The sequence below is a fragment of the Kribbella turkmenica genome (genome assembly GCF_004348725.1).
In the GTDB taxonomy this organism is placed as follows: domain Bacteria; phylum Actinomycetota; class Actinomycetes; order Propionibacteriales; family Kribbellaceae; genus Kribbella; species Kribbella turkmenica.
Genome location: NZ_SMKR01000009.1, coordinates 42,056 through 68,353, shown reverse-complemented (window position 1 = coordinate 68,353; position 26,298 = coordinate 42,056). Strand labels below are relative to the sequence as shown.

19 protein-coding genes are annotated in these 26,298 nt (G+C 70.5%); 4 read left to right on the top strand and 15 right to left on the bottom strand.

Annotated features, from left to right (window positions below; all coding sequences use genetic code 11):
• The 6 genes from E1218_RS03760 to E1218_RS03735 all read right to left on the bottom strand — a co-directional run.
• A partial coding sequence (locus E1218_RS03760; protein ID WP_165949111.1) for a branched-chain amino acid ABC transporter substrate-binding protein occupies nt 1-687 on the bottom strand: 687 nt, incomplete at its 3' end.
• 395 nt (nt 688-1,082) lie between these two features.
• The gene (locus E1218_RS03755) at nt 1,083-1,847 is read right to left on the bottom strand and encodes a YebC/PmpR family DNA-binding transcriptional regulator (RefSeq protein ID WP_132316240.1); all 765 of its coding nucleotides are present in this window, start codon (nt 1,845-1,847) and stop codon (nt 1,083-1,085) included.
• 34 nt (nt 1,848-1,881) lie between these two features.
• Entirely contained in the window at nt 1,882-2,475 is a 594-nt protein-coding gene (pdxT, locus tag E1218_RS03750; RefSeq protein WP_132316238.1) for a pyridoxal 5'-phosphate synthase glutaminase subunit PdxT, read from the bottom strand.
• Nucleotides 2,472-3,044 carry a DUF6891 domain-containing protein gene (locus E1218_RS03745; protein ID WP_233711984.1) on the bottom strand — a complete coding sequence of 191 codons (573 nt, stop codon included), beginning with the start codon at nt 3,042-3,044 and terminating at the stop codon, nt 2,472-2,474. Before E1218_RS03745 ends, pdxT begins: the two co-directional genes overlap by 4 nt.
• 7 nt (nt 3,045-3,051) lie before the next feature.
• Nucleotides 3,052-3,960 (bottom strand): pyridoxal 5'-phosphate synthase lyase subunit PdxS, encoded by a 909-nt coding sequence (gene pdxS, locus E1218_RS03740; protein ID WP_165949110.1) that lies wholly within the window; start codon nt 3,958-3,960, stop codon nt 3,052-3,054.
• Nucleotides 3,961-4,032: 72 nt separating this feature from the next.
• Nucleotides 4,033-5,385: an aminotransferase-like domain-containing protein gene (locus tag E1218_RS03735; protein WP_132316234.1), complete on the bottom strand. Its 1,353-nt coding sequence runs from the start codon at nt 5,383-5,385 to the stop codon at nt 4,033-4,035.
• Nucleotides 5,386-5,521: 136 nt separating this feature from the next.
• On the opposite strand from E1218_RS03735, the gene E1218_RS03730 reads away from it, so the two are divergent.
• Nucleotides 5,522-6,025: a hypothetical protein gene (locus E1218_RS03730; RefSeq protein ID WP_132316232.1), complete on the top strand. Its 504-nt coding sequence runs from the start codon at nt 5,522-5,524 to the stop codon at nt 6,023-6,025.
• A gap of 57 nt (nt 6,026-6,082) precedes the next feature.
• Here E1218_RS03730 and E1218_RS03725 read toward each other — a convergent pair whose 3' ends face one another.
• The 3 genes from E1218_RS03725 to E1218_RS03715 form a co-directional block, all read right to left on the bottom strand.
• Nucleotides 6,083-6,739: a response regulator transcription factor gene (locus E1218_RS03725; RefSeq protein ID WP_132316230.1), complete on the bottom strand. Its 657-nt coding sequence runs from the start codon at nt 6,737-6,739 to the stop codon at nt 6,083-6,085.
• On the bottom strand, nt 6,736-8,229 hold the full coding sequence (locus tag E1218_RS03720; protein WP_132316228.1) for a sensor histidine kinase: 1,494 nt from the start codon (nt 8,227-8,229) through the stop codon (nt 6,736-6,738). The genes E1218_RS03725 and E1218_RS03720 overlap by 4 nt, the downstream gene beginning before the upstream one ends.
• 107 nt (nt 8,230-8,336) lie before the next feature.
• Nucleotides 8,337-17,576 carry a right-handed parallel beta-helix repeat-containing protein gene (locus E1218_RS03715; protein ID WP_132316226.1) on the bottom strand — a complete coding sequence of 3,080 codons (9,240 nt, stop codon included), beginning with the start codon at nt 17,574-17,576 and terminating at the stop codon, nt 8,337-8,339.
• A 300-nt stretch (nt 17,577-17,876) separates the two neighbouring features.
• On the opposite strand from E1218_RS03715, the gene E1218_RS03710 reads away from it, so the two are divergent.
• Nucleotides 17,877-19,529 (top strand): bifunctional 3'-5' exonuclease/DNA polymerase, encoded by a 1,653-nt coding sequence (locus tag E1218_RS03710; protein WP_132316224.1) that lies wholly within the window; start codon nt 17,877-17,879, stop codon nt 19,527-19,529.
• A gap of 134 nt (nt 19,530-19,663) precedes the next feature.
• Here E1218_RS03710 and E1218_RS36970 read toward each other — a convergent pair whose 3' ends face one another.
• From E1218_RS36970 to E1218_RS03690, 5 genes are read right to left on the bottom strand one after another with little or no spacing between them, the layout of a single operon-like run.
• Nucleotides 19,664-20,065 carry a nuclear transport factor 2 family protein gene (locus E1218_RS36970; RefSeq protein ID WP_233711983.1) on the bottom strand — a complete coding sequence of 134 codons (402 nt, stop codon included), beginning with the start codon at nt 20,063-20,065 and terminating at the stop codon, nt 19,664-19,666.
• Nucleotides 20,005-20,502 carry a sigma-70 family RNA polymerase sigma factor gene (locus tag E1218_RS36965; RefSeq protein ID WP_233711982.1) on the bottom strand — a complete coding sequence of 166 codons (498 nt, stop codon included), beginning with the start codon at nt 20,500-20,502 and terminating at the stop codon, nt 20,005-20,007. Before E1218_RS36965 ends, E1218_RS36970 begins: the two co-directional genes overlap by 61 nt.
• Nucleotides 20,499-20,984: a hypothetical protein gene (locus E1218_RS03700; RefSeq protein WP_233711981.1), complete on the bottom strand. Its 486-nt coding sequence runs from the start codon at nt 20,982-20,984 to the stop codon at nt 20,499-20,501. Before E1218_RS03700 ends, E1218_RS36965 begins: the two co-directional genes overlap by 4 nt.
• Nucleotides 20,981-22,141, bottom strand: coding sequence for a sensor histidine kinase (locus E1218_RS03695; protein ID WP_132316222.1), 1,161 nt, complete (start codon nt 22,139-22,141; stop codon nt 20,981-20,983). The genes E1218_RS03700 and E1218_RS03695 overlap by 4 nt, the downstream gene beginning before the upstream one ends.
• The gene (locus tag E1218_RS03690) at nt 22,138-22,836 is read right to left on the bottom strand and encodes a response regulator transcription factor (RefSeq protein ID WP_132316220.1); all 699 of its coding nucleotides are present in this window, start codon (nt 22,834-22,836) and stop codon (nt 22,138-22,140) included. The genes E1218_RS03695 and E1218_RS03690 overlap by 4 nt, the downstream gene beginning before the upstream one ends.
• A 102-nt stretch (nt 22,837-22,938) precedes the next feature.
• On the opposite strand from E1218_RS03690, the gene E1218_RS03685 reads away from it, so the two are divergent.
• Entirely contained in the window at nt 22,939-23,787 is an 849-nt protein-coding gene (locus E1218_RS03685) for an ATP-grasp domain-containing protein (protein ID WP_132316218.1), read from the top strand.
• 21 nt (nt 23,788-23,808) lie between these two features.
• On the top strand, nt 23,809-24,738 hold the full coding sequence (locus E1218_RS03680; RefSeq protein WP_132316216.1) for a threonine ammonia-lyase: 930 nt from the start codon (nt 23,809-23,811) through the stop codon (nt 24,736-24,738).
• A gap of 11 nt (nt 24,739-24,749) precedes the next feature.
• Here E1218_RS03680 and E1218_RS03675 read toward each other — a convergent pair whose 3' ends face one another.
• Nucleotides 24,750-26,201: a glycosyltransferase family 87 protein gene (locus tag E1218_RS03675; protein WP_132316256.1), complete on the bottom strand. Its 1,452-nt coding sequence runs from the start codon at nt 26,199-26,201 to the stop codon at nt 24,750-24,752.
• Nucleotides 26,202-26,298 lie beyond the last annotated feature (97 nt).

Genomic DNA, 26,298 nt, shown 5'->3' with positions numbered 1-26,298 from the left:
GCTGATGGCCGTCGCCAGGCTGATGGTGCCGCCCAGTTCCTTGAACGACGCACCGAACGCGTTCGCCAGTCCCTCGGTGTACGGGTCACCGTCGTGGATCGTGGCCGCCCGCTTCGCCCCGAGCTTCTCGACCGCGAAGGTGGCCGCCGCCTGGCCTTGGATGATGTCGTTGTGGGCTGTCCTGAGATACCCCTTCCGGTGGGCAGCCGCCTTCGTGCCGCGCAAGTCGGACGTCAGTGACGGCGACGTGTTCGACCCCGAGATCATCACGACGCCCTTGCCCGAGAGGATCTCCATCGCCGGCACCGCGGCGCCCGAGCAACTGGTTCCGACGACGCCGACGATCTGCGGATCGGCCGCGAGCTTCTGACCTGAGGTGGTACCGCCCTCGGCCTTGCACAGGTCGTCCTCGACCTGCGTCCGGATCGGATGGTCCAGAAGAGTTCCTCCCTTGTCGTCGATGGCGATCTGAACCGCTCGCACCTGGTCGGTACCGAGGCTGGCGGTGTCGCCGCTGATGGCTTGGATGAGCCCGATTTCGATGGGCGCGCCGACGTCGACGGTGACGGCGCCCAACGGACCCGGCGTGAACTGTGCGGATTGCTCCTCTTCGGGTGCGCATGCGGCGCCGACGAGCGCCAGCCCACCGATGAGACAGGCCGCGAAACGCAGCTTCCGTGTACTCATCGCACCTCCTCCAGGAGGTTCCTTGCAATGCCACGAGAATCCGGTGGCGATGAGGCCGATGCTACTCCGAGCCAGCCCGATCAGAACTGCTCGCATACCGTTGACCTCGCTGTTCGGCCTGCGCAGGCTTCAGTTGACGCACGCCAGGACGAATACGACGAGCGGTGGACGTGCTGCTCCGCTAACGGCGGGTGACGTCCTGCCCCGTCTCTGCGATGGCTGGCACAACCACGGACCTCCCGCCGTGCGTCGGTACCGCCCGCCCACTCGTTCCCTGTCGATGTCCAAGGCTTCACCTGGCCCGGGAAGGCCTTCCATGATCTCGTCGGACACGTCGCCGCTCGTCGGAGACGAGAATCAGCGCAGCGCGCCTACGCGAACTTCCCCGGTACCCGTCAGGCGTTGGCGGCTTCCATGATCTCGTCGGACACGTCAAAGTTCGCGTAGACGTTCTGGACGTCGTCGCTGTCCTCGAGCGCGTCGATCAGGCGGAAGATCTTGCCGGCGCCGTCGGCGTCCAGCTCGACCGTCATCGACGGGACGAACTGCACCTCGGCCGACTCGTAGTCGATGCCGGCGTCCTGCAGCGCGGTCCGGGCGCCGACCACGTCGGTGGCCTCGGTGACGACCTCCCAGGACTCGCCGAGGTCGTTCACCTCCTCGGCACCGGCCTCGAGCACGGCCTCCATCACGTCGTCCTCGGACAGCGACTTCCCGTCCTGCTCCTTGGCGAGCACGATGACGCCCTTGCGGTTGAAGAGGTACGCGACCGAGTTCGGGTCGGCGAGCGAGCCGCCGTTGCGGGACATCGCCGTCCGGACGTCGGCGGCCGCGCGGTTGCGGTTGTCGGTCAGGCACTCGACCAGCATCGCCACGCCGTTCGGGCCGTAGCCCTCGTACATGATCGTCTGGTACTCCGCGCCGCCCGCCTCGGCCCCCGAGCCACGCTTGACCGCGCGGTCGATGTTGTCGTTCGGGACCGACGACTTCTTCGCCTTCTGGATGGCGTCGTACAGGGTCGGGTTCCCGCCAGGGTCGCCACCGCCCATCCGGGCGGCCACCTCGATGTTCTTGATCAGCTTCGCGAAGAGCTTGCCGCGCTTCGCGTCGATGACGGCCTTCTTGTGCTTCGTGGTGGCCCACTTGGAGTGGCCTGACATGGCGAACCCAACCCTTCGTGCTCCTGCTACCGACTCAGAGGCTGCGGACCAGCTCGGCGAAGTAGCCGTGCAGCCTGGCGTCCCCGGTCATCTCCGGATGGAACGACGTGGCCAGCAGCCGATCATGGCGAACCGCGACGATCCTACCGGTGGCGGGGCCCGAGCCCACCGTCGAGAGTACCTCGACGTCCCGCCCGACCCGCTCGACCCACGGTGCCCGGATGAACACGGCGTGATACGGCGTGTCGAACGCGGCGAACTCCAGGTCCGCCTCGAACGAGTCCACCTGCCGCCCGAACGCGTTCCGCCGGACCGTCACGTCCAGGCCGCCGAGCGTCTCCTGCCCGTCGATGCCACCGGTGATCTCGTCCGCCAGCATGATCATCCCGGCGCAGGTGCCGAACACCGGCATCCCGTCCGCGATCCGCTTCTGCAGCGGCTCGAACAGCTCGAACGCCCGGGCCAGCTTGTCCATCGTGGTCGACTCGCCGCCCGGCAGCACCAGCGCGTCCACCTGCTCCAGCTCGGCCGGACGCCGTACCGGGCGCGCCTCGACCCCGACCTGAGTCAGCATGGCCGCGTGCTCGCGCACGTTCCCCTGCAACGCGAACACACCGATCACGGTCATAGCGTCACCCTCCGTTGCCAGTCGAGGGTTACCTCGATCCGGCCCTCGTCGAATACGGCCGGCAGGTCGTTCCCGTTGAGCAGCGAGAGGACGTCCTCCAGAAGCGGTTCACCCGGCGCCACGTTGGCCGTGTCAGGGTGCCAGAGCTTGAGCTCGAGCATGCCGAAGTCGACCGCGTGCCAGACGTCGGTGTCGGTGAAGAACACCAGCCCCTTCGGGTCGCCGGCCGCCTCCAGCGCCTGCCTGGCGTCGTGGTGGTCCGACGTGTACCGGACCACCACCAGCCCACGCCGCTCGAGCTCCTCCAGTACGGCGTCCAGCCGGTCCGGACCCGTGGTCGCCGGCCACCCGGCCGCGTCGGCGTTCAGGTCGATGACCGCTTCGCCGATCAGCAGCGGAACCAGTGTGGCCGGGTCCATCGACGGCGCGTCCTCGCGGACAGCCTCGGTCAACGCGGCCGTGATCGCGGCGTGGTCGGCGTACCCGGACCGCACCAGGACGCGGGCCAGTCCCCGCAGCTCCCGGGCGGTCCGCTCGTCCACCGCCGGCAGGCCTTCCGGCCGGTTCACTCCGCGGTCACCAGCCGCGCTCGGCCAGGCGGTGCGGCTGCGGGATCTCGTCGACGTTGATGCCGACCATCGCCTCGCCCAGGCCGCGGGACACCTTGGCGATCACGTCGGGGTCGTCGTAGAAGGTGGTCGCCTTCACGATCGCCTCGGCGCGCTGGGCCGGGTTGCCGGACTTGAAGATACCGGAGCCGACGAACACGCCCTCGGCGCCGAGCTGCATCATCATCGCGGCGTCGGCCGGCGTGGCGATCCCGCCGGCGGTGAACAGCACCACCGGGAGCTTGCCGGCCTGCGCGACCTCCTTGACCAGCTCGTACGGCGCCTGCAGCTCCTTGGCGGCGACGTACAGCTCGTCCTCGGGGAGGTTCTGCAGCCGGCGGATCTCCTGGCGGATCTGGCGCATATGGGTGGTGGCGTTGGAGACGTCACCGGTGCCGGCCTCGCCCTTGGAGCGGATCATCGCCGCGCCCTCGGTGATCCGGCGCAGCGCCTCGCCCAGGTTGGTCGCACCGCAGACGAACGGCACGGTGAAGGCCCACTTGTCGATGTGGTTGGCGTAGTCGGCCGGGGTGAGCACCTCGGACTCGTCGATGTAGTCGACCCCGAGGCTCTGCAGCACCTGCGCCTCGACGAAGTGACCGATCCGGGCCTTGGCCATCACCGGGATCGAGACGGCGTTGATGATGCCGTCGATCATGTCCGGGTCGCTCATCCGGGAGACGCCGCCCTGCGCGCGGATGTCGGCCGGGACCCGCTCGAGCGCCATCACCGCGACCGCGCCGGCGTCCTCGGCGATCGTGGCCTGCTCGGCGGTGACCACGTCCATGATCACGCCGCCCTTGAGCATCTCCGCCATCCCGCGCTTGACCTTCGCGGTCCCGGTCTGCGGGGTCCCGGGGGTCTGGTTGTCCGTCACTGCATCCTCCTGGTCGTGGGGCACGTGTCCAGATTAGGGGGACGTCGGCACCGATTTTCAGTCCACCTCGGATCAAGTGGACTGAATCGCCTCGCCCAGCCTGGCGACTACCAGCCGGAGCGTGGCGGGCGGCGCGGTGAACGGGATCCGGATGTGCCGGCGATCGGTCCCGTCGGGTGTGAACAGATCGCCCGCACCCAGCAGCAGCCCTTGTTCGCGGGCCTTCTCGAGCACTCGCCGCGCCCGGGTCTCGGTGAGCTCCAGCCATAGCGTCATACCACCGGTCGGCGTGGGCCACGCCACACCGTCGAGCGCCTTCAGTCCGGTTTCCAGGGCTTGCAGATTCGCCCGCAGGCGGGTCCGGCGCCGGCTGATCACCCGGTCGAGCCGTCCGACGATCGCCTGCGCCAGCAGGTCGTCCAGTGCGCTCGGTGACGCCACACTCAGCTGAGCCGCGGTGTTGATGCGTCTCCGCAGTTGTTTGCCCGTACGAACCCAGCCGACGCGCAGTCCACCCCAGACCGTCTTGCTGAGCGAGCCGACACTGACCGTGCGCGGATAGCGACTCAGCGGCTCGGCCTGCTCCCCACTGGCCAGCCACAGCGGCCGCATCGTCTCATCACTGATCAGTGCGGCGCCATAGCGCCGGGCGATCTCGACGACCGCCGTACGTCGATCAGCCGGGAGGCTCAGCCCGGTCGGGTTGTGGTTGTCGGCCTGCAGGTAGATGACCTTGGGGCGATGGCGCCTGCAGAGGTGGGTGAGTTGGTCGGTGTCCCAGACGCCAGCGGGCCAGCCGGCGACGTCGAGCCGGTGTTTGCGGAGCAGGTCGAAGGCAGCGGGGTACGTCGGGGTCTCGGTGATCGCCACGCCCGGTCCCAGGTCCAGACCGGCCAGTGCGGCATTGAGTCCAGCCGCTGCTCCGACGGTGAGTGTGAGCTGGTCGGGCTCGGTTGGCACCCCCTCAGTGGTGAGCCTGGCCGCCAATGCCGCACGCAACTCCAATGAACCGCCCGGGGGTGGTCCGTCGCCGCCCATGGCTTGCGGAAGGCCGTCCACGACGATCTGGGCAGCCACCTCGGCCACGTCGTGCGGTGCGGCGGTCGTCGCGAACCGCAGGTCCAGCAGCGGCTGGTCCCCCGCCGTCACGGTCGACACCGGCGCGATCGGGTCCAGCAGCCGGTCGAGTGGTCGTACGACGGTCCCGGAGCCCCGCCTGGTCTCCAGTACGCCGTCCGCGCGCAGGTGATCGAGCGCCCGTACGACGGTCACGCGGCTGAGTCCGAGTCGCTCCGCCAGCACCCGCTCCGAGGGCAGCCGGGAGCCGATCGACAGGTCCCCGCGCTCGATCCGCCGCAGTACGAGCGCCTCGACCTGTTCGGTCTTGGTCCCGTCCGCCGGATCCAGGTCACCCACTCGCCACATAAGTCCAGTCTGACACGACTGGACTGCCGACGGTCGATGAACGCAATCTCATCGTTGCTTCACGGAGCTCTCATCCAGCGCGGTCACAGTGTCCGGTAGACGGCCGGACCGGCCGTCCCGAGACCGGAGGACATGAATGAAGCGCTCCATCATCGTGGCCGGAGCAGGCGCCGTGGTTCTGGCCGGCAGCGTTCTGACCGCACCCGTCGCCCAAGCCGAGGAACGCGTCTGCCGCGGCACCCTCGGGGCCGTCACCGTGGACAACCTGCGGGTTCCGGCCGGCGCCACCTGCAACCTCAGCCGGACCACTGTCAAAGGCACGTTGAAGGTGGAGCGCGGCGCCACGCTGGGCGCGTCCGCCATCCGGGTCATCGGCAACATCCAGGCCGAGGGTCACAAAGGCGTCATCGTCACCTCGTCCACAGTGGGCGGCAGCATCCAGCTGAAGCAGGGCGGGACCGCGTCGCTGCGCTCGAACCGGGTCGGCGGCGACATCCAGTCGTTCACCAACCGCGGGGCGCAGTACTTCACCGCCAACCGCGTGAACGGCAACCTGCAGTGCAAGTCGAACGTCCCCGCCCCGACCGGCACCGGCAACGTTGTCGGTGGCAACAAGGAGGACCAGTGCCGGCGGCTCTGACCGCCTGACCACGAGACTCCGGGGCCTCTACCCCCAACAGAGGAGCGGTACGCGGTGCTAGACGAGCCGGTATCCGGCACCGCGTACCGTCTCGAACCGCTCCGCGCCCAGCTTGCGGCGCAGGTACCGGACGTACACGTCGACCACGTTGGACGTCGGGTCGAAGTCGAACCCCCAGATCCGGCTCAGCAACAGCTCCCGCGACAGCACCTGACCGCCGTTGCGCAGGAACGTCTCCGCGAGCATGAACTCCCGGGCCGTGAGCGGCACGACCTTCCCGTCGACCACCGCGCAGCGCGCCCGCAGGTCCAGCGCGAGCGACCCCCACCGCAGCGTCGTCGGTTCGCCGGTGCGGTCCTCCCGTAACCGCAGCCGGATCCGGGCCAGCAGCTCCTCGAAGCGGAAAGGCTTGCTGAGATAGTCGTCGGCTCCGCCCTCCAGTCCCGCGACCGTGTCCTGCACCGAGCTCCGCGCAGTCAGGATCACGACCGGCATCGTGCTCCCGGCCGTGCGCAGCCGGCCGAGCACGCTGAACCCGTCGAGCAACGGCAGGCCGAGGTCGAGCAGCAGCAGGTCGAACTCACCGGTCAGCCCATGCTCCAGCGCCGACCGGCCGTCGCCGACCACCGTCGGCGTGAACCCGTTGGCACGCAACCCCTTGGCGATGAAGGACGCGATCCGTTCCTCGTCCTCCGCGATCAGCACCCGGCTCACAGCGCCACTTCCTCGGTCGGCGCCGTCCACGCGGGGACGGCGACCCGCGGGATCCGCAGCACGAAGTTCGCCCCGCGGCCCGGGCCGGACTCGACCTCGACCGAGCCACCGTGTGCCTCCACGATCGCCCGGACGATCGCCAGTCCCAGACCGGAGCCGTCCGCCCGGATCACGCTGTGGCCGCGCTGGAACCGCTCGAAGATGCGCTCGGTGTCCTCAGGGGCGATCCCGGGCCCGGAGTCGCGGACCCACAGCCGGACGGTGTCGCCGTCGGCGGACGAGCCGATCGTCACCTGGTCGGACGGCCGGGTGAACTTCACCGCGTTCTCGGCGAGCTGGACCAGCGCCTGGGTGAGCCGCTGCCCGTCGGCCACCACCCAGGCGTCCGCCCGCTGGTCGATCCGCCAGGAGCGGTCACCGAGTGCCCGCGCCTTGTCCAGGACGACGTCGGTCAGCCGGCCGATGTCGACCACGTCGGTGCGCAGGAAGTCCGGCCGTTCCGCCTTCGCCAGCACGATCAGATCCTCGACCGAGCGGCTCATCCGGTCCAGCTCGTCCAGCAGCAGCTCCCGGACCTCCTCGGTCTCCTCGGCGTCGCGGGGATTCATCAGCTCCAGGTGACCGCGGACGATGGTGATCGGCGTCCGCAGCTCGTGCCCCGCCTCGTCGAGGAACCGGCGCTGCGTCGCGAACGCCTCCTCCAGCCGGTCCAGCATCGCGTTGAAGGTCCGGGCCAGCGACGACACGTCGTCGTTGCCATGGACAACGATCCGGCGGACGAGGTCGGTCTGGCTGATCTGCTGCGCGGTCTGCCGGACATCCCGGATCGGCCGCAGCAGCCGGCCCGCGGCCAGCCAGCCGGCCAGCGCGATCACCGCCAGCGCGGCGACCGCCACCACCGAGTAGATCTGGAACACCTCGGTCAGCTCGGACCGCTCCGGCGCGGTGAAGTACACCACGACGAACGTGCCGCGCGCGTCGCCCAGCTGCACCGGCACGGTGGAGTAGCGGATCTCGCCGGCATCCGGCGGCCGGTAGGACCCCGAGGTCGCCTGCCGGGATCCGGTCACCAGCTCCCGGAACGCCGGATCGGAGTGCAGCGCCAGCGTCCCGCCGACCGGCGAGAGGGTCTTGGTCGGCAGGTACGCGGCCAGCGTCTGGTGGTGGTCGGCCACGTTCCGCCGCAGCGCGATCTCGAACATCCGCTCCAACGTGGTGAACTGTCCACCGTCGCGCGGATCCACCGCCGACCGCCGGAACTCGGCGAACTCCGAGACCTCCTGCTGCAGCGCCTGCTCGATCCGTACGTCGATCCGCTGCCGCTCGAGGACGTACGCCGTACCGGCCGCGCCGGCCATCCCGACCGCGGCCAGCAGCAGCACCCAGGCGAGGATCCGCGCCCGGACCGAGCGAGGCAGGTTCGACAACGCCTGCCCCAACCGCCCGGACACGGCCGACCCTTCGTCCTCCCCCGAGCCGATCCCCCTCATGGCCCTCACCTACCGCGCCGTTCCCCGGCCGGTCTCTGCTGCGTCCGCACCAGATCGCACCCCCACCGCTAACCACCAGACTTTTCCACCCGAAGGTGAACATCACCTCACCCGAAGGTGAACACCAGGCGTGGCGGGTTGTCCGTGCCTTTCTCACGGCTGTGGAATCCCTGGTCCGATCCGCCGCCGTTCTCCACCGCGTCCCGGATCAGGAAGCCGTGATTGCCGCCGGCGTACATGCTCTGCAGTTGCGACACCACACTCCACTCGACGTACCGGTTGGACGTCGGCGAGGCGGCGGTGGCCGCCGTACCGGTGGTGGCCGGCTGGTTGTTCCAGGTCACGTTGGTCTCGGTCCACGGTCCGTTCAGCCGGAGCGCCTGCAGCGTCCGCCCGGACTTGTACGACGTCGCGTACAGCCGGAGCTTGGCGTCGAGGAGCTGGCACCCGGCCGGGATCGCCGGCAGATTGAAGCGGACCACGGCCCGGGCGTTCGCACCGGACTTGGTGTCGACCTTCAGCACCGAGTCCGTGCCGTAGTTCTGGCCGCCTGAACTCTGCAGCAGCCAACTGTCCGCCACCGCGCCGACCGTCACAGTGGTCGGCGTACACACCGGTGCCGGGGTCGTGATGGTCCAGGTGTGCACCGCCGGAGTCGCGTCCACCAGACCATCCGGGTCGACCGCGTGCACCCGGAAGGTGTGGCTGCCCAAGGCCAACCCGGTGAGGTTGACCGGTGACGTGCAGACCGTCGCCGCCGCCCCGTCCAGCGAGCAACGGAAGGTGGAGCCGGCCTTGGTCGCGGAGAACGTGAAGCTCGCCGTCGTAGCCGTCGTCGTGGCCGACGGTGCGGTGCCGATCGTGGTGTCCGGCGGGGCGGGCGCGGTCACGTCCCACTCGTAGTCCGCGGGAGTGGCGTCGACCTCGCCGCCGGGATCCGTGGCCCGGACGGAGAAGACGTGTTCGCCGATGGCCAGCCCGGTCAGGTGCACCGGCGACGTGCAGGCCGAGTACGGCGCCTCGTCGACCGAGCACTCGAACGTCGAGCCCGCCTGGTCGGCCACGAACGTGAACGTCGCTGTCGTGTCCGAGGTCGTCGCATCCGGCTGCCCGGTGATCGTGGTCTCCGGCGGGGTCGGGGGCGGAGCGTCGACGGTCCACGCGTGCTCGGCCGGCGACTGGTCCACCTGCCCCAGCCCGTTCGTCGCCCGTACCGCGAACTCGTGCAGGCCACCGGCCACCGTGTAGGTCGCCGGCGAGGTGCACACCGTGAAGGCCGAACCGTTCAGCGAGCAGGCGAAGGTGGAACCGGCCTGGTCGGAGCTGAACGCGAACGTCGCCGTCGTGCTCGTCGTCGTCGCTGCCGGTCCGGACGTGATCGTCGTCTCCGGCGCGGCGACCACGGTCCAGCCGCGGACCACCGGCGTCGTCTCGGTGTTGCCGGACAGGTCGGTCGCCCGCACCCGCAGCTCATGTGCTCCGGGCTCGAGGCTCTGGACCTGGTGCGGCGACTCGCACGGCTCGAACGGCGCGTTGTCCAACGAGCATTCGAAGGTCGCGAACGGGTCGTCGGCGTTGAAGGAGATCGTCGCTTCGGTCGCGGCGGTCGTGGCCGGTGGGCCACTGACGAACGTCGTCGACGGCGCGGCAGTGTCACCGGAGTACGTCCAGGTGTGCCGGACCGGTGTCGGGTCGACGTTGTCCTCGACGTCGATCGCCCGGATGTCCACCGTGTGCTGCCCGACCGTGAGCGGTTCGGGGAAGTCCGGGTTCGGATAGGTGTACGGACTCGTGCACTCGGCGAAGTCCGCCTCGTTGTCGCTGTCCAGCCGGCACTCGAACGTGAGCCCCTGCGGTGACGTGACGTTGTCGGTCCCGGCGAACACGAAGGTCGCGTCTCCGCTCGGGGTCGCCGGCCCGCTGGTGAGCACCGTCTGCGGCGGTACGTCGTCCAGCGACGGCTCGACCGTCCACTCGAACACGCCCATCTCGTCGGGTCCGGAGACGAGCTCGTCCAGGTCGGTCGCCTGGATCCGCAGCGAGTGGTCCCCGACGGCCAGCCCTTCGAACGTCACCGGTGAGGTGCACTCGGTGAACGCGCCCAGGTCGATCGAGCACTCGTACTTCGTGACCGGCTCGTTCGCGGTGAAGGCGAACGTCGCGTCGTTCTGTGTGGTCGGATCGGCCGGTCCGGAGGTGATGGTTACCACCGGAGGTCCGGTCCGGGTCCAGGTGTGCACCGCCGGACTCGCGTCGACGTTGCCCTCCGGGTCGATCGCCCGTACCTGGAACTCGTGCGCGCCGTACGCGACCTCCTCGTACTCCTGCGGCGACGTGCACGCGGTGAAGGCGGCCCCGTCCAGCGAACACTGGAACGTGGTGTCCGGCTCGTTGCTGCCGAAGGTGAACAGGGCGTTCTCCAGCGGCGTCTGGACCGGCGGCCCGGACTGCACCGTCGTGTCCGGGGGGACGCCCGGAGGTGGCAGCTCGATCACCCACGCATAACTCGCCGGCGTCGGGTCGACCTTGCCGGCCAGGTCGACGGCCCGTACCTGGAACGTGTGCGTGCCCGGTGCCAGCCCGGAGTACAGCCGCGGGTTCTCGCAGTCGGTGAAGGCGCCGTTGTCGATCCGGCACTCGAAGGCGAGCTCGGTCAGCGGCGTGTTGTCGTCGATCCCGGTGAAGATGAACGCGGCGGACCTGCTGCCGCTCGGGTTGGCCGGGAATTCGAGCAGCTCGGTGTCCGGCGGTGCCAGCTCTGGCGGCACCGGTGGCCCGCCGTTGCACTCGATGGTGTAGCACTGCGCCGGCTCGGTGTTGCCGACCGCCCGGTTGCCGCCGCCGTCGACGTTGTCGATCTCGGCGTAGATGCCCCAGCCGTCGTTGCTGTTCGCGCTGTTCGCGGTGACGGTGTGCCCGGCCTTGTTGACCGTGATGCCGTCACCGGAGTTGTCGTGGGCGGTGTTCCGTTCCAGCAGGTTGCCGGGCAGGACCGACCCGGGCAGCACCTCGGCCTCGACCGAGATGCCGTCCGAGTCGTTGGCGCCGGCATCGTTGGTGAGGACAACGTTGCCGAGGGACAGGGCGCCGAGGGAGATGCCGGTGTCGGAGTTCTCACTGGCGTTGTTGGACTCGAGCCGGTTGTTGTTCGACTCCAGCAGCTCGATGCCGCCACCGTTGAACCGCACGTCGTTGCCGCGGACCACGGTGTCGTGCGCGCGCTCGAGCACGATGCCCGGCTTGTCCATCTGGTTGGCGATGTTGGCGACGACCTCCGTGCCGTCGGAGTCGGTCAGCTCGATCCCGGCCTCCCCCTCGCGCAGCGTGTTGCCCCGGATCAGGTTGGCGTGCGACCCGGCCTGGACCAGGATCGCGCTCTTCGCGCTGGCGGTGACCGAGTTGCTCACCACCGTGTTGTTGCCGGCCGCATCGAACAACATGCCGTTCTCGCTCGACCCGGTGACGGTGTTGCCTTCCAGCGTGTTGCCGGTGGCCCCGAGCACCCGGATGCCGTGCAGCGCGCTGCCGCCGATGGTGTTCCGGAGCACGGCCGCACCCTGCGTACCGCCCCCGAGGCTGAGCCCGGCACCGTTCCCGGCGATCGAGTTCTCCCGGACGATGTTGCCGTTGACGCCGTCGTCGGCGTCGACCAACTGGACGCCCGCCTCCTGGTTGAGCCGGATCGTCAGCGCCCCGACGATGCCCAGCGCCGTACCGGCGGTCAGCTGGACGCCGTAGTCGAACTCCTGCACGGTGCCACCGGTGATGGTGACCGAGTCGAAGCCCGGGTTCCGGATGCCGGTGCCCTGGCCGATGCCGTCGATCACCGAGCCGTCCAGGTCGATCGTGATGCCGCTCGCCCCGATCACCAGCCCGTCGTTCGGGCAGTTGGTCAGGTCGTTGGTGATCAGGCTGCTCCGGGTCAGCACCTGACCGCAGCCGACCGTCACCGGTACCGGAGCCGACTGGACCGTCCAGCTGTACGCCGCCGGGCTCTGGTCGGCGTTGCCCGCGGCGTCGGTCGCCCGCACGCGGAAGGTGTGGTCACCGACCGTCAGCCCGGACAGCGTCCGCGGCGACGTGCACGGCACATAGGTTGTCCCGTCGAGCGCGCACGCGAACGTCGAACCCGGCTCGGTGGACGTGAACGTGAACGTGGCCGTGGCTGCCACCGTGCTCGCGTCCGGACCGGAGGCGATCAGCGTGTCCGGCGCGGTGGTGTCCGGCGGCGGGGCCTCGATCGTCCAGATCCGGGTCGCCGGCGTCGGGTCGACGTTCCCGGCCAGGTCGATCGCGCGCACCTGGATGGTGTGCTCGCCGAGTGCGAGACCGGAGTACGTCCTGGGCGACACGCAGGCGGTGAAGGCCCCGCTGTCGAACTTGCACTCGTAGCGCAGGTTCGGGCCCGGGGTCGCGTTGTCACTGCCGCGGAAGCCGAAGGTCGCCTCGGTGCTGGAGCTGACCAGGTCAGGACCGGAGTAGATCGTAGTACTCGGCGGCACGTCGTCCGGACCGGGTGGGGCGGGGACCACGGTCCAGGTCACGGAGGCCGGGGTGAGGTCGACGTTGCCGGACGGGTCGATCGCCCGGACGTCGAAGGTGTGCTCGCCGGCCGGCAGGAACCCGTAGCTCGTCGGGTCCGGGCACTCGGCCCAGCCCTCGCCGCCGTCGGGGTCGTTCGGGTCGATCGGCGGACCGTCCAGCCTGCACTCGAACCGCAACGCGCTCGGTGGGGCGACGTCGTCGGTCCCGGTGAAGGAGAACACCGCGGTGCCCGAGCTGCTGCTCGGATCGGCCGGGGCGGCGGTGATCCTGGTGTCCGGCGCGACCAGGTCGGGAAGGACCGGCGGTACCGCCGCACCCGGTCCGCAGACCACGCCTGCGCACTGCTCCGGGTTGCCATTGCCGTTGGCGACGTTGCCGCCGCCGTCGACGTTCGGCTCGGCTGCCTGGATGCCGTAGGCCGCGTTGTTGTGCGTCAGGTTGCCGGTCAGGGTGTGCCCGGCGGCCGTGGAGACGCCGTCGCCGAGGTTGCTGTGCGCGGTGTTGCCCTGGACCAGGTTGCCGCCGGCGGGATCGCCGTTCGCGTCCAGCGCCTCACCGACGATGGAGATACCGTCGGCGCCGGTGGCGATCGCGGTGTTGGCCAGGATCCGGTTGCGGAACGAGTCGCCGCTCACCGAGATACCGCTGCCGGTGGACCGGCCGGCGTCGTTGTCCTCGATCAGGTTGTCGGACGAGTTGTCCAGCTCGACGCCGCCCGGGTTGAAGCGGACGTCGTTGCCGCGGACCACCGAGGAGTTCGCGCCGGTCAGGCTGACACCGCTGTCCGAGGCGAGGTACGCGGCGTTGCCGAGCACCTGGCTGCCGTCCGACTCCTCCACGGACACACCGGCGTCCCCGGTCCGGCTGAACGTGCCGTCCTCGACCCGGTTGCGGTGCGCGCCGGCCGTGATGATGACGCCGGCGTCCCCGGTGTCGCTCACGGTGTTCGCGACCAGCACGTTGTCGGTGGAGCCTTCCAGCCTGATCCCGCCGTCGCTGTCCAGCAGCGGGTCGGTCGTGACCCCGCTGATCCGGTTGCCGGTGACCTGGTGTCCGCTCCCGGACCAGGCGTGGATGGCGACCCCGAAGTTGCCGGTGAGCGTGTTGTTCTCGACCAGGCTGTTCTCGGAGTCGTCGTACAGCGCGATCCCGACCTCGTTGCCGGTCAGGGTGTTCCCGATGACCTTGTTGCCGTTGCGGCCGTCGTCGGCGTCCGACAACTCGATTCCGGCGGTCGCGTTCCCGCGCAGCGTCAGCCCCTGCACCGTGCCGAACCGCGATCCGGCCATCAGGTGGACGCCGTACCCGAACTCGGTGATCGTGCCGTTGCGGACCACCACACCGGCGTACCCGACGTTGCGAACCCCGGCCGGCAGGCCGTCCTCCGGCAACTCGATCGGCGAGCCGGGCTGGTCCGGGAAGTAGCCCGGTCCGTCGACGGTGTGACCGTTCAGGTCGACGGCGATGTTCGGCGCGCCGATGACCAGACCGTCGAGCGGGCAGTCGGTCAGGTCGTTCAGCAGCTTCGTGCTCTGGGTGAGCACCTGCCCACAGCTCACCGTCGCCGGGACCGGATCGGCCGGTGGCGGCGGTGGCGGCGTACCCGGACCGCCGAAGCGCAGGACGAGCTGCGGCTGGACCGGCGGCTGACTCGGGTCCGGCTCGACCTGCCTGCTGGCGAACGACTGCTCCGCCGCGGGGTCGGCCTCTTCCGCGGTGTCCCGGATCAGGAAGCCGTGGTTCGGCCCACCGGCGAGCATCGCGGTCACCGCCGCGATCAGGTTCCACTCCCGGAAGCCGGAGCCGGACGTCGCGTTGACGGCGGTGCCGGCGGCGGCCGGCTGGTTGTTCCAGGTGACGGCCGTCTCCGCCCACGCCGCGTCGATCGGCACGGCGGCCAGCGTCCGGCCGGGCTCTCCGCCCTCGGAGTGCAGGCGCAGCGTCGCGGAGGTGAGCTCGCAACCGGCCGGGATCGTCCCGGGCAGGCCGAACCGCACCAGCGCGCGGGCGTCCGCGCCCGGGCTGTCGGAGCGTACGGTCAGCTCCTCGAGACTGCCGAAGTTCTCCAGCGGGTTCGCCTCGTCCACCCAACTGTCGGCGACGGCAGGCAGAGTTACGTTCGCCTCGTCGCAGTCGACCGGTGAGGCGACTGTCCAGGTGTACGTCGCCGGCGTCGGGTCGATGTTGTCCATCTCGTCGATCGCCCGGACCTGGACGGTGTGCTGTCCCGGCGTGAGGTTGGAGAAGGTGGTGGGGTTGAAGCACTCGACCCAGGCCTCCTCGTCGGTGCTGTCCAGCCGGCACTCGAACTCGATCAGCAGCGGCGGGGTGATGTCGTCGGTCGCGGTGAACCCGAAGGTCGCCGTCCGGCCGTTGCTCGGGTTCGGCGGGGTCAGCGTGAAGATCGTCTGCGGCGGCGTACCGTCCTGGCCGGCGACGAACTCGTGGACGGCCGGCGTCTGGTCGGTGTTGCCGGCGCGGTCGACCGCCCGGACCTCGATCCGGTTCTGGCCCTCCTCGACGGCCTGGACCACGTACGGGTTCGGGCAGCCCACGAAGGCGAACTCGGGATCCGGCGGCTCGGTCGGATCGGTCGGGTCCGGCGGATCGGTCGGGTCGTTGTTGAGAATGCGGCACTCGAACAGCAGGTCACCGAGCGGGGTGACGTTGTCCGCGCCGCCGAACCGGAAGGTCGCGGTCTCGCCCACCGAGGCCGGCGGGTCGATCAGCGTCGTGGTCGGCGGCGTGGTGTCCGGCGGACCGAACGGGCCCTCGTGCTCGAACGCCCCGCTGTCGCAACGGCCGTTCTTCGGCCGGGTGACCCCGCGCTGGTCGGTCGGCGGGCACGGCGACACCCCGCCGTCCACGGCGAAGCTGTCCACCCGGAGCGCCTGCGTCATCGTCGGGCCGCCGTTGTCCGCGACCGCGTCGAGGCGCGGGTCGCCGACGTTGTTCCGGTCGCGCGGGCCACGGAAGTAGCAGGTGTCGGCCGAGTCCAGGTTGCCGCCCTCGGACCCGATCGCGAAGTTGCAGTCCGCCCCCAAGCGGTTGCCGGCGACAACGGAGTTGCGGAGGATGACCGACGGGCTGGGCACGACCGGAACGGCCGGCACGGTCACCTCGCCACCGACGCCACTGGCCACCGGGGAGCTGTTGTGCGAGATCGTCGTACTGTTCACGTGCACGGTGGAGTCGGAGTCGATGTACAACCCACCACCCCGCACCTGGGCGTAGTTGCCACTGATGGTGGTGTTCTCGTACGTCGCCTCGGCGTCACCCAGACCGTACACGCCGCCGCCCAGGCCGCTGTCCTCCTCGGCCCCGGAACGGGCGCTGTTGTTCCAGATGGTCGAGCGGACGACGCGCAGCGCGCCGTCCGCTTCGTTGGCAAGGCCACCGCCGCTGGCCGCGGTGTTTCCGCTGAGCGTGCTCTCCAGCAGGGTGAAGTCGCCGCTGCCGTCGTTCAGGATGCCGCCGCCCTCGGCCCCGGCGCGGTTGCCCGAGACGACCAGCCGCTCGAGGCTGGTGCGCATCCCGCTGTTCGCGATCGCTCCGCCGCCCGCGGTCGACGAGTTGTCCCGGAAGGTGCTGTCGCGAACCGTCACCGAGCCGTTGTTGGACGTCGCCAGCGCGCCTCCCTCGGCGATCGACGTGTTCGCGGCGAAGGTCGAGCCGGAGACGGTGATCGCGCCACTGCCGCCGGCCTCGATCCCGCCACCGCCACCGTCGCCCGACACGGGATCGCCGGCGATGTTGCCGGTCAGCGTGACGCCGGTGACGGAGACCGGCCGCTCGGTGTCGCTGAACAGGCCGCCGCCCGATCCGCCGGCGGTGTTGCCCTCCATCGCGCCGCGGCTGATCGTGACCGTCGTCTTCGCCACGGCCGCCACCGCACCGCCGTACTCGACGGCGGTGTTGTCCTTGAAGGTGCTGTCGGCAACGATCAGCTCGCCCTCGTGGCCGACGAAGACGCCACCGCCGGCCCCGAGTGCATCGTTGAATTCGACGGTGGCGCCGGAGATGGTGGCGAGGCTGGGCAGGCCGTCCGGACCGGGCTCGCCGCTGTTGAACAGGCCACCGCCGGTGCGCGCCTCGTTGTCCGCGATCCGGCTCGGGGCGGCCGACGTACCGGTGATCGTCAGCGTGCCCAGACCGGTCGAGATACCGCCGCCTTCACCGTCGGTCCGGTTGCCCTCGACGGTGACGCCGGTCAGGTCCAGCCGGCCGGTGCCCTCGTTGGCGATGCCGCCGCCGAAGGTGCTCGCCGAGCTGTCCCGTACGGCGACGTTCTGCAGCCGGACCGTTCCGGTGGAGCTGTTGAGCAGTCCGCCACCCCGTTCTTCGTGGGCGCCTTCGCGCAGGGCGAGGCCGGAGATGGTGACCGCGCCCGCTTCGGGATGGATCTCGACCAGGCGGTCGATGCCGTTCGCGTCGACGGTGACAGTGGTCGCGCCGGCACCGAGGACGTTCAGCGGTCTGGTGATGTCGAGGTCGCCGCTGTGGGCGAGGTTGTCGCCCTGCGGCGGCAGGGTCAAGGCATAGTTGCCGGCCGGGACCTGGACGGTGTCCGCGGCGGTGCTGGCGTTCGACTCCTGGATCGCGGCCCGCAGGCTGCAGGCACCGGCGCTGGTCGCGCAGATCCCGTCACCGACGGCGGCGTCCACGGCGTCCACCGTGGTGGTGACCGCGTAGACCGAACTGGCCGCGGCCGGCGTCACCGGGACCGCCACCAGGCCGATCAGAACGGTCAGGGCGGCGGTGACCGCGACCAACCGGCGCCGTGTCTGCTTCGAATCCGACATGACCCAAACCCCCTTCTCCGAGGGTCCGTCACAGGGCGTGCGGCAGCGCCGGGACCCGCGGCGCTGCGTCAGCGCCGACGGCCCTTCGCGGACCACGTCCGTGGATCAGCCGAATGGCTGGTGAACCCCACCCCAACTGCCCGAACCGGCCCCCACCGGTCTTGTCCGACGCTCGGATCGTAGGAGCGCGAACCGCTGCCCGGAGTCATCATGAGGAGACTCTCACCTAGATGAGAGGCTTTTCATCCGATGCGCGACGGCCGAACGATTCTGTCGGAGCGAGATGACAGGATCGGGGGTATGGACGAGCGGTGGGCGATCGCGCCGGAGGGTGGCGGGGCGGTTCTCGTCGCCCTGCGTCCGGACGGTCGGTCCGCCGGGCCGGTGCTGCACGAGCCTGATCTCGCGGCCGCCGTCGCGGCACGTCCGCAGGTGTCGCGGTGGGTGTGGCGGTCGACCTCGGAGCTCTACCCGCGGTTGCTGGACAGCGGCGTACGGGTGGAGCGGTGCTACGACATCGAGAACAGTGAGGGCCTGCTGCTCGGCCACGAAGGCCGGCTCGGTGAGCCCCGGTCGGCGGCGGCCGCGTGGGCCCGGTTGACCGGGCGACCGGTGCCGCCGGATCCGCCGCTGCGCGCCGCCGTTCCCGGTGAGCAGTCGTCGCTGTTCGAGATCCAGGAGGAGCCGGTTCCCTTCGAAGGCCTGCTGCAGGTGTACGCCGACCAGCTGCGGCGCCACGGGTCGGCGGAGCATCCGGACCGGATGCGGTTGCTCACGGCCTCGGAGTCGTCCGGGATGCTGATCGCGGCCGAGATGGACCGGGCCGGGTTGCCGTGGAGTGCCTCGGCGCATCGGTCGTTGCTGACGGAGTTGCTGGGTGAGCGGTTCGGCGGAACGGGTCAGCCCCGGCGGTTGACCGAGCTGGCGGACGAGGTGTCCGCGGCGTTCGGCCGGCGGGTGCGGCCCGATCTGCCGGCCGACGTGCTGAAGGCGTTCAAGGCCGCCGGGTACCAGCTGAAGTCGACGCGGCGGTGGGAGCTGGAGACGATCGACCATCCGGCGGTCGCGCCGCTGGTCGAGTACAAGAAGCTCTACCGCATCTACACCGCGAACGGGTGGTCCTGGCTGCAGGACTGGGTTCACGACGGCCGCTTCCGGCCCGGCTTCCTGCCGGGCGGGACGGTCTCCGGCCGGTGGGTCACCAACGGTGGCGGAGGTCTGCAGATCCCGAAGGTGATCCGGCGCGCGGTCGTCGCCGACCCGGGCTGGCGGCTCGTGGTCGCGGACGCCTCCCAGCTGGAGCCGCGCATTCTGGCCGCGATCTCCCGCGACCCCGCGCTGATGGAGGTCGCGAGCTCCCCCGGCGATCTTTACCAGGCGGTGTCCGACGCGGCGTTCGCCGGCGACCGGGCGATGGCGAAACTCGCCGTCCTCGGCGCGATCTACGGGCAGACGTCCGGCGACGGCCTGAAGAACCTCGCCATGCTTCGCAAGCGATTCCCGGCCGCGGTCCAGTACGTCGACGACGCCGCCCGCGCGGGCGAGGAAGGCCGGCTCGTCCGCACCTGGCTCGGCCGCACCTGCCCACCCGCCGGCGCACCCCTGGACGCCGCCCTGCTCGAAGGCCCGCCCGCCGACGAACCGCTCACCGACGCCCGCCACGCCCGCGCCCGCGGCCGCTTCACCCGGAACTTCGTCGTCCAGGGCTCGGCCGCCGACTGGGCCTTGCTGATGCTCGCCGCCCTCCGCCAGTCCCTCGCCGACCTCAAGGCGGAGCTGGTCTTCTTCCAGCACGACGAGGTCATCGTCCACTGCCCCACCGACGAAGCCGAAGTCGTCAGCCGAGCCGTCCAGTCCGCCGGGAACCTCGCCGGCACCCTCACCTTCGGACCGACCCCGACCAACTTCGCGTTCACCACCGCAACCGTCGAGAGCTACGCCGACGCGAAGTAGCCGAGGTCCTACGACGCGGGCGGGTGATCCGGCAGCCCGAAGCGCTCGAAGTCCGTGGCTTCGTAGGCGGTGATCTCGGCGATCCGGCCCTGTTCGATGCGGAACATGTCGACGGCGAACGGGCGGTACGTGGGCTAGCCGGTGGGTTGGAGGTAGGCGGCGAGGGTGGGTTGGCGGTTGAGCGTGGTGGGGCGGAAGCGCCAGCTGCCTCGGTAGACGGGATGGGTGGGGTCGAGGTTGGCGGTGAGGGAGCGGATGGCGTCGGCGCCCTCGAACCAGAACGGGTACGGCGGCATGGTGATGCGGATGTCCTCGTGCATGAGGGCGGCCAACGCCTCGGCGTCGGCGGCGTCCCAGGCGGCCACGTACTTGCGCAGGAGGGCTTGCTCCTGCGCGGTCGACGCCGCGGACCACTCGCAGCGGTGCGGCGGGAGGTGTTCGCGCAGGACCGGGCGCGCTCGTTGCAGGGCGGAGTTCACGGCCGGGACCGACAGGGAGACGGCTTCCGCGGTCTCGCGCGCGGTCCAGCCGAGCACGTCGCGGAAGATGAGGACCGCGCGCGCTGGCGCGGCGGGAGGTGCTGGATCGCCACCAGGAAGGCGAGCTCGATGGTTTCTCGGCGGACCACGACCGCGTCCGGCTCCTCGACGCGGTCGAGCAGCACGTCCGGGAACGGCTGCAGCCACGGCACGTCGTCGCGTGCGGGCAAGGCCTCCGACGGGAACGAGGCGGGCTCGAGCTGGTACGGGAGGACGCGCCGCGGACGGCGTACGTCGTCGATGCACACGTTGGTGGCGATCCGGTAGAGCCAGGCGCGCAGTGACGAACGGCCCTCGAACGTGTCGCGGGCCTTCCACGCGCGCAGGTAGGTCTCCTGGACGATCTCCTCGGCGTCGTCGTACGAGCCGAGGAGCCGGTAGCAGTGCACCAGCAACTCGTGCCGATGGCGTTCGGCGTCGTCGGCGAAACTCAACTCCCGTCCTCCAGCTCGATCGTGGTGGGCATCGGGGCGTGGCCGGCCAGCCGCAGCCAGGTGACGAGGCGCCGGTGCCGCAGATCGCGGGTGGACACCACGATGTCGTTGTGGAACCGCCGGGCGAGCTGGACCCGTCGCGTCGCCAGGCTCAGTTCACCACGCCACGGTTCGACCTCGGCGCCGGTGGCATTGATCGCCCGCGTCAGCGCGGATTCCCGTTGCTCGCGGTCCTCCGGCGACGCGGTGCGGGCGCGATGGGCCGCGTCCATCAACAGAAGTGACGACGCCGGGTCGAGGATGCCGGTCCCGGCCAGCTCCACGACCAGCGCCGCCCGGCGGGCCAGCTCCGTCTCCAGCGACGCCCGGGCGCTCTCGACCCGGTGGTGCAGTCGGTCCAGCCGGCCGGCGGTCCAGCTCGAGTACGCGCCGAGCAGCAGCACCCCGGCCGCGACCAGCACCAGCACCCAGGTCAGGCTCACGGCTGCGCGGCGGGTGGGTCGGCAGCGGGTCGCTCCGCCGGAAGGTCGATGCGGAAGCTGCATCCGCCCGGAACGTTGCTGACGGCAATGGTTCCGTGGTGGGACTCGACGATCCCGCGGGCGATCGCCAGTCCCAGACCGGCCCCGCCGTGAGCCGGCGTCCGTCCCGCGTCGCCGCGCCAGCCGACATCGAAGACCCGCTCCAGGTCCTCCGCGGGGATCCCCCCGCACGCGTCCGTCACCGCCAGGCTCACGCCACCGCCGGCCGACCGGTCGACCGACACCGTGACGGTCTCCTCGGGCTTCGTGTGCCGGATCGCGTTGTCGACCAGGTTGGTCACGGCCCGGGTCAGCTCGTCCGGATCCCCCTGGACGGCGAGCCGGTCGTCGGCCGGTGTCGCGACGGACAGCCGGACGGCTTTGGAACGCGCGTGTTCGGAGTTCTCGCCGACGACGTCGTCCGCCAGCTCCCGCAACGACACCGCCATCCGCCGCCGCGGTGCGGGCGCCGACGACAGCCGCGACAGCTCGAACAGGTCCTCCACCAGCCCGGTCATCCGGTCGACCGTCGCCCGCATCTGCCGCAACGCCCCGGGTACGTCGTCGATCACGCCGTCCTCGAGCCCTTCGGACACCGCCCGCAACCCGGCCAGCGGCGTCCGCAGGTCGTGGGACATGAAGGCAACCAGCTCGCGCCGGCTGTCCTCCAGCGTTCTCTCCCGTTCGTGCGAGGCGGCGAGCTTCATCCGCGTCTGCTCCAACTCGTCGGTCAACGCCGCCAGCTCCGCCGGCACCGTCCCGGTCGAGGCCTCCGCCGGGGCGTCGTACGACGTACCGAGCTGACGCAGCCGCCGGCCGACATCGCGGGAGCCCGCGGTCACCCAGTGCCCGATCAGCACCGACAACCCGACCCCGAGCAGCGCCGAGAACGCCAGCGTCCACAGCACCACCCACGAGTCGTGCGCCGAGATGAACATCGCCCGCACGCTCTGCAGGACGGCGGCCAGCGCGGCCGCCATCGGGACCAGCGCCGCCACGATCATCGCCGTCCGCAACGATCTCCGCCGGAACTGCCACAGCACCAGGGCGCCCACGGCAGCGACCACCAGCGTCCACAGGGTCGTCAACGCGAGGATCGTGGCGGTGTCGCGGTTCATCCCGACTCTCCCGCGAAGCGGTAGCCGGTCCGCGGCACGGTCAGCACGAGCCGGGGATCCGACGGGTCAGCCTCGATCTTCTCCCGCAACCGCCGGATGTGGACGGTCACCGTGGACGAGTCACCGAAGTCCCAGCCCCAGACCCGGCGGAGCAACTCGGCCTTCGTGTACGCCTTGCCCGGGTGGGACACGAGATAGGTCAGCAGGTCGAACTCGCGATGCGTCAGCGAGAGCTCCCGGCCGTCGAGGGTCGCCACCCGCGCGGCCGTGTCGATGCCGACCGGCCCGGCACTCAGCTTCGTCGGTGTCAGGTCGAGCCCGGCCAGCCGCTCCTCGCGCCGCAGCAACGCCTGCACCCGCAGGGTGAGCTCACGCGGGCTGAACGGCTTCACCACGTAGTCGTCCGCCCCGACCTCCAGCCCGACGACCCGGTCCTCCTCCTCGCCGCGGGCGGACAGCATGATCACGGCGGCGCCGTCGTCGGCGGCGCGCATCCGGCGCAGCACCTCCAGCCCGGACAGGCCGGGGAGCATCACGTCCAGGACGACGACGGACGGCTTCCACTGCTGCCAGACCTCGACCGCCGCGACGCCGTCGGCGACCACGCGGGCGTCGTACCCGGACTTGGTCAGGTACGCCGAGACCACGGTCGAAACGGTCGGGTCGTCGTCCACCACGAGCACACGAGTAGCCACAGGACGAGCGTAGATCGTCGGGCCGTGACTGACCGTGCGTCACCGCCCGGACGCCGAGCAACAGTTTGACGAGCCGCCGAGTCCCAGCCAACACTGTCGGGCGTGACCAAACGCATCGCCCTCGCGACCTCGGCCGACCATCCCGGGTTGCATGAACACGACCTCCCCCTCGTCGACGCGGTCCGCGCCAAGGGCCTGGACCCGGTGGCCGTGGTGTGGACGGACCCGTCGGTCGACTGGTCGGCGTACGACGCCGTCCTGCTGCGCTCGGTCTGGGACTACCACCGCCGGTACGACGAGTTCTGCGAGTGGCTGAACGTGGTCGACAAGGCCGGCGTCCCGGTGTTCAACGACAGCGGCCTGGTCCGGTGGAACGGCGATAAGCGGTACCTGGTCGAACTGCGGGAGCGCGGAGTCGCGATCGTGCCGTCACAGATCGCGGCCGGCGCGTGCCTGCGCGAGGTGGTCGCCGGGCTCGACGGCCAGGAGATCGTGACGAAGCCCACGGTCGGCGCCTCCGCCCGGCACACCGTCCGCGGCGTCGCCGGCTCGGCGGAGCTGAGCCTGGCGATGGACGACCTGCCGGATCTGGTCTACCTGGTCCAGCCGTTCGTACCCGAGATCGTGACCGACGGGGAGTGGTCGCTGATGTTCGTCGACGGCGAGTTCACCCACGCCGTCGTCAAGCGGCCGGCCGAGGGTGACTACCGGGTCCAGGTGATGTTCGGCGGCGTCGCCACGCTGACCGACCCGCCGGCCGCCGTCCTGGAAAGCGCTCGGGAGACGCTGGCCGCGGCCGGTCCGGCGCCGCTGTACGCCCGCGTCGACGGCGTCGTCGTCAACGGCCGCTTCCTGTTGATGGAGCTGGAGCTGATCGAGCCGTACCTGTTCCTGCCGGAGTTCCCGGAGGCGACCGAGAAGCTGGCCACGGCGGTCGCGAACCGTCTGTAGCGGCCGAATAGAGTCAGTGGCATGCCGACGCTCGAGGAGATCCAGCAGGCCGCCGACCAGCTCGACGGCCGCATCCACCGCACCCCGGTCCTGACCTCGAGCGCCCTCGACGAGCGGTTCGGCGGCACGCTCCTGCTGAAGGCCGAGTTGTTCCAGAAGACCGGCAGCTTCAAGGTCCGCGGCCTGCTCACCAAGCTGCTCCGGCTGAGTTCCGAGGAGCGCGAGCGCGGCGTCGTCACCGTGTCGGCCGGGAACGCGGCCGGCGCGCTCGCCTGGGCGGCCCGGAATGCCGGCGTCCCGGCGACCGTGGTGATGGCGACCACCGCCGTCCAGGCGAAGATCGACGCGGCCCGCGGGTACGGCGCCACCGTCGAACTGGTCGACGGTGACCTGATGGCCCAGTACGAGCGGATCCGGGACGAGCGCAAGCTGACCGGCGTCCACCCGTTCGACGACGACGATGTGATCACCGGCCACGCCGGCCTCGGCCTGGAACTCCTGCAGGACCGCCCGGACGTCGACACCGTGCTGGTCCCGATGGGCGGCGGCGGCCTCATCTCCGGCGTCGCGCTCGCGGTGAAGCTGGCCAAGCCGGAGATCCGGGTGATCGGCATCGAGCCCGAGCAGGCCGACGTGGTCAGCCGCAGCCTCGCGGCCGGCGAACCGCGGAAGCTGCCGACCGCCCGGTCGATCGCCGACGGCCTGGCCGCCCCGGTCTGCGGCACCCGCAACTTCCCGATCATCCAGCAGTACGTCGACGACGTGGTCCGGGTGAGCGAGGAGTCGCTGCTGGCGGCGACCCGCCTGGTGATGTCACGCACGAAGCTGGCCCTGGAGCCGGCCGCGGCCGCGCCGTTCGCCGCACTTCTCGAGGGCAGCATCCAACTGGCCGGCACGACCGCCTCCGTGGTCAGCGGCGGCAACCTCGACGTGTCGAAGCTGAATCTCTAGGCCGGGTCCCTCTAGGCGGGCGCGAGCGCGCGGACGTCGGACTTGACCCCGTCACCCGGGTCGTCGACGACATCACCCTGGCGGACCGGATCATTCTCCGGCAGCAGGATGTCGCGTGCCACCACGAGCATCAGCCAGAGGGTGCCGGCCATCCGCAGGATCACCGACAGCCAGTAGATCCGGTCCGGCTGGTCCGGGTTCCCGGGCGCCAGGAACTGGGCCAGGTGCATCCAGACCAGCATCCAGTAGAAGCACTCGCACGCCTGCCAGATCAGCCAGTCCCGCAGTCGCGGCCGGGCCAGCGCCACCAGCGGGAGCAGCCAGAGCACGTACTGCGGCGAGTAGACCTTGTTGATCAGCAGGAACGCCGCCACCACCAGGAATGCCAACTGTGCGAAGCGAGGTGGTCGCGGCGCCATCAGGCCGAGGATCGCGATCGACAGGCACAGGCCGGCGAAGATCACGATGTTCAGCTGATTCACGTCGGCGACCTCGTGCTTGGCCAGCTTCAGCACGTACCAGATCGAGCCGTAGTCGCTCGCCCGCTGGTCGTTGAACGTCCAGAACGACATCCACTCGTTCTTCGCCAGCAGGTAGACCGGCGCGTTCACCAGGCCCCAGGCGAAGATCGCGGCCACCGTCGCCTGGAACCACGGCCACAGCTTGCGGCCGCGGAGACAGACGATCAGCAGCGGCCCGAGCAGCAGGAACGGGTAGAACTTCGCCGCCGTCCCGAGCCCGAGCAGGATGCCGAACCAGATCGGCCGGCCGCGTGACCAGGCGAACATCGCGCCGGCGGTCAGCGCGACCGCGAACAGGTCCCAGTTGATCGTCGCGGTCAGCGCGAGCACCGGCGCGGCGGCGACGTACAGCGCGTCCAGCGGCTGCCCACGGGCCGCGCCGGGCCGTTTCTCCACCCCGCGCGCGGTGGCGACGGTCAACCCGACGATCACCAGCGCGCACAGGAACAGCATCACCAGGTTGACCACGAAGAAGACGCCCGCGGTGTCGCGCTTCTCCTCGACGGTCAGGTCCTTCTTCGGGTCGCCGGTGATCACCCAGGTGACCCGGGCCGCGACCTCCATGAACCCGCCGGTCAGCACCGGGTACTCCAGCACCGGGTAGTTGCCGGTGTCGAGGAACGGCCGGTTGCCCTCGGCGAACCCGCGTTCCTGGTACAGGAAGCCGATGTCGGAGTAGCACAGCGCCTTGAACGGCCGCCAGCTCTGCCGGTCCCAGCCGGCCTCCATGCACGGCGCCTTCTGCAGCACACCGAGCGCGAACGTGACCGTGCACACCGCGAGGGCGATCCGCAGCGGCGTCCACCAGGACGAGCCCAGCCGGGCCAACCGCCCGGCTGGCCCACCGAGACCCACCGTCAGGCCGGCGACGGACGGGTCGGCCTCCGACGGGGTCAGCCGGTCCTGCGCGTCCTGGCTACGTGGTCCGGTCACGGGGGGCATCATCTCCTATCCGCTCGACCGACGACCAGGGAAGGTTACCCACCCCTTCCCGGCGCCGCCAGCAAGCCCGCCGCGCGCCCCGGGTCGGACGTGTCCT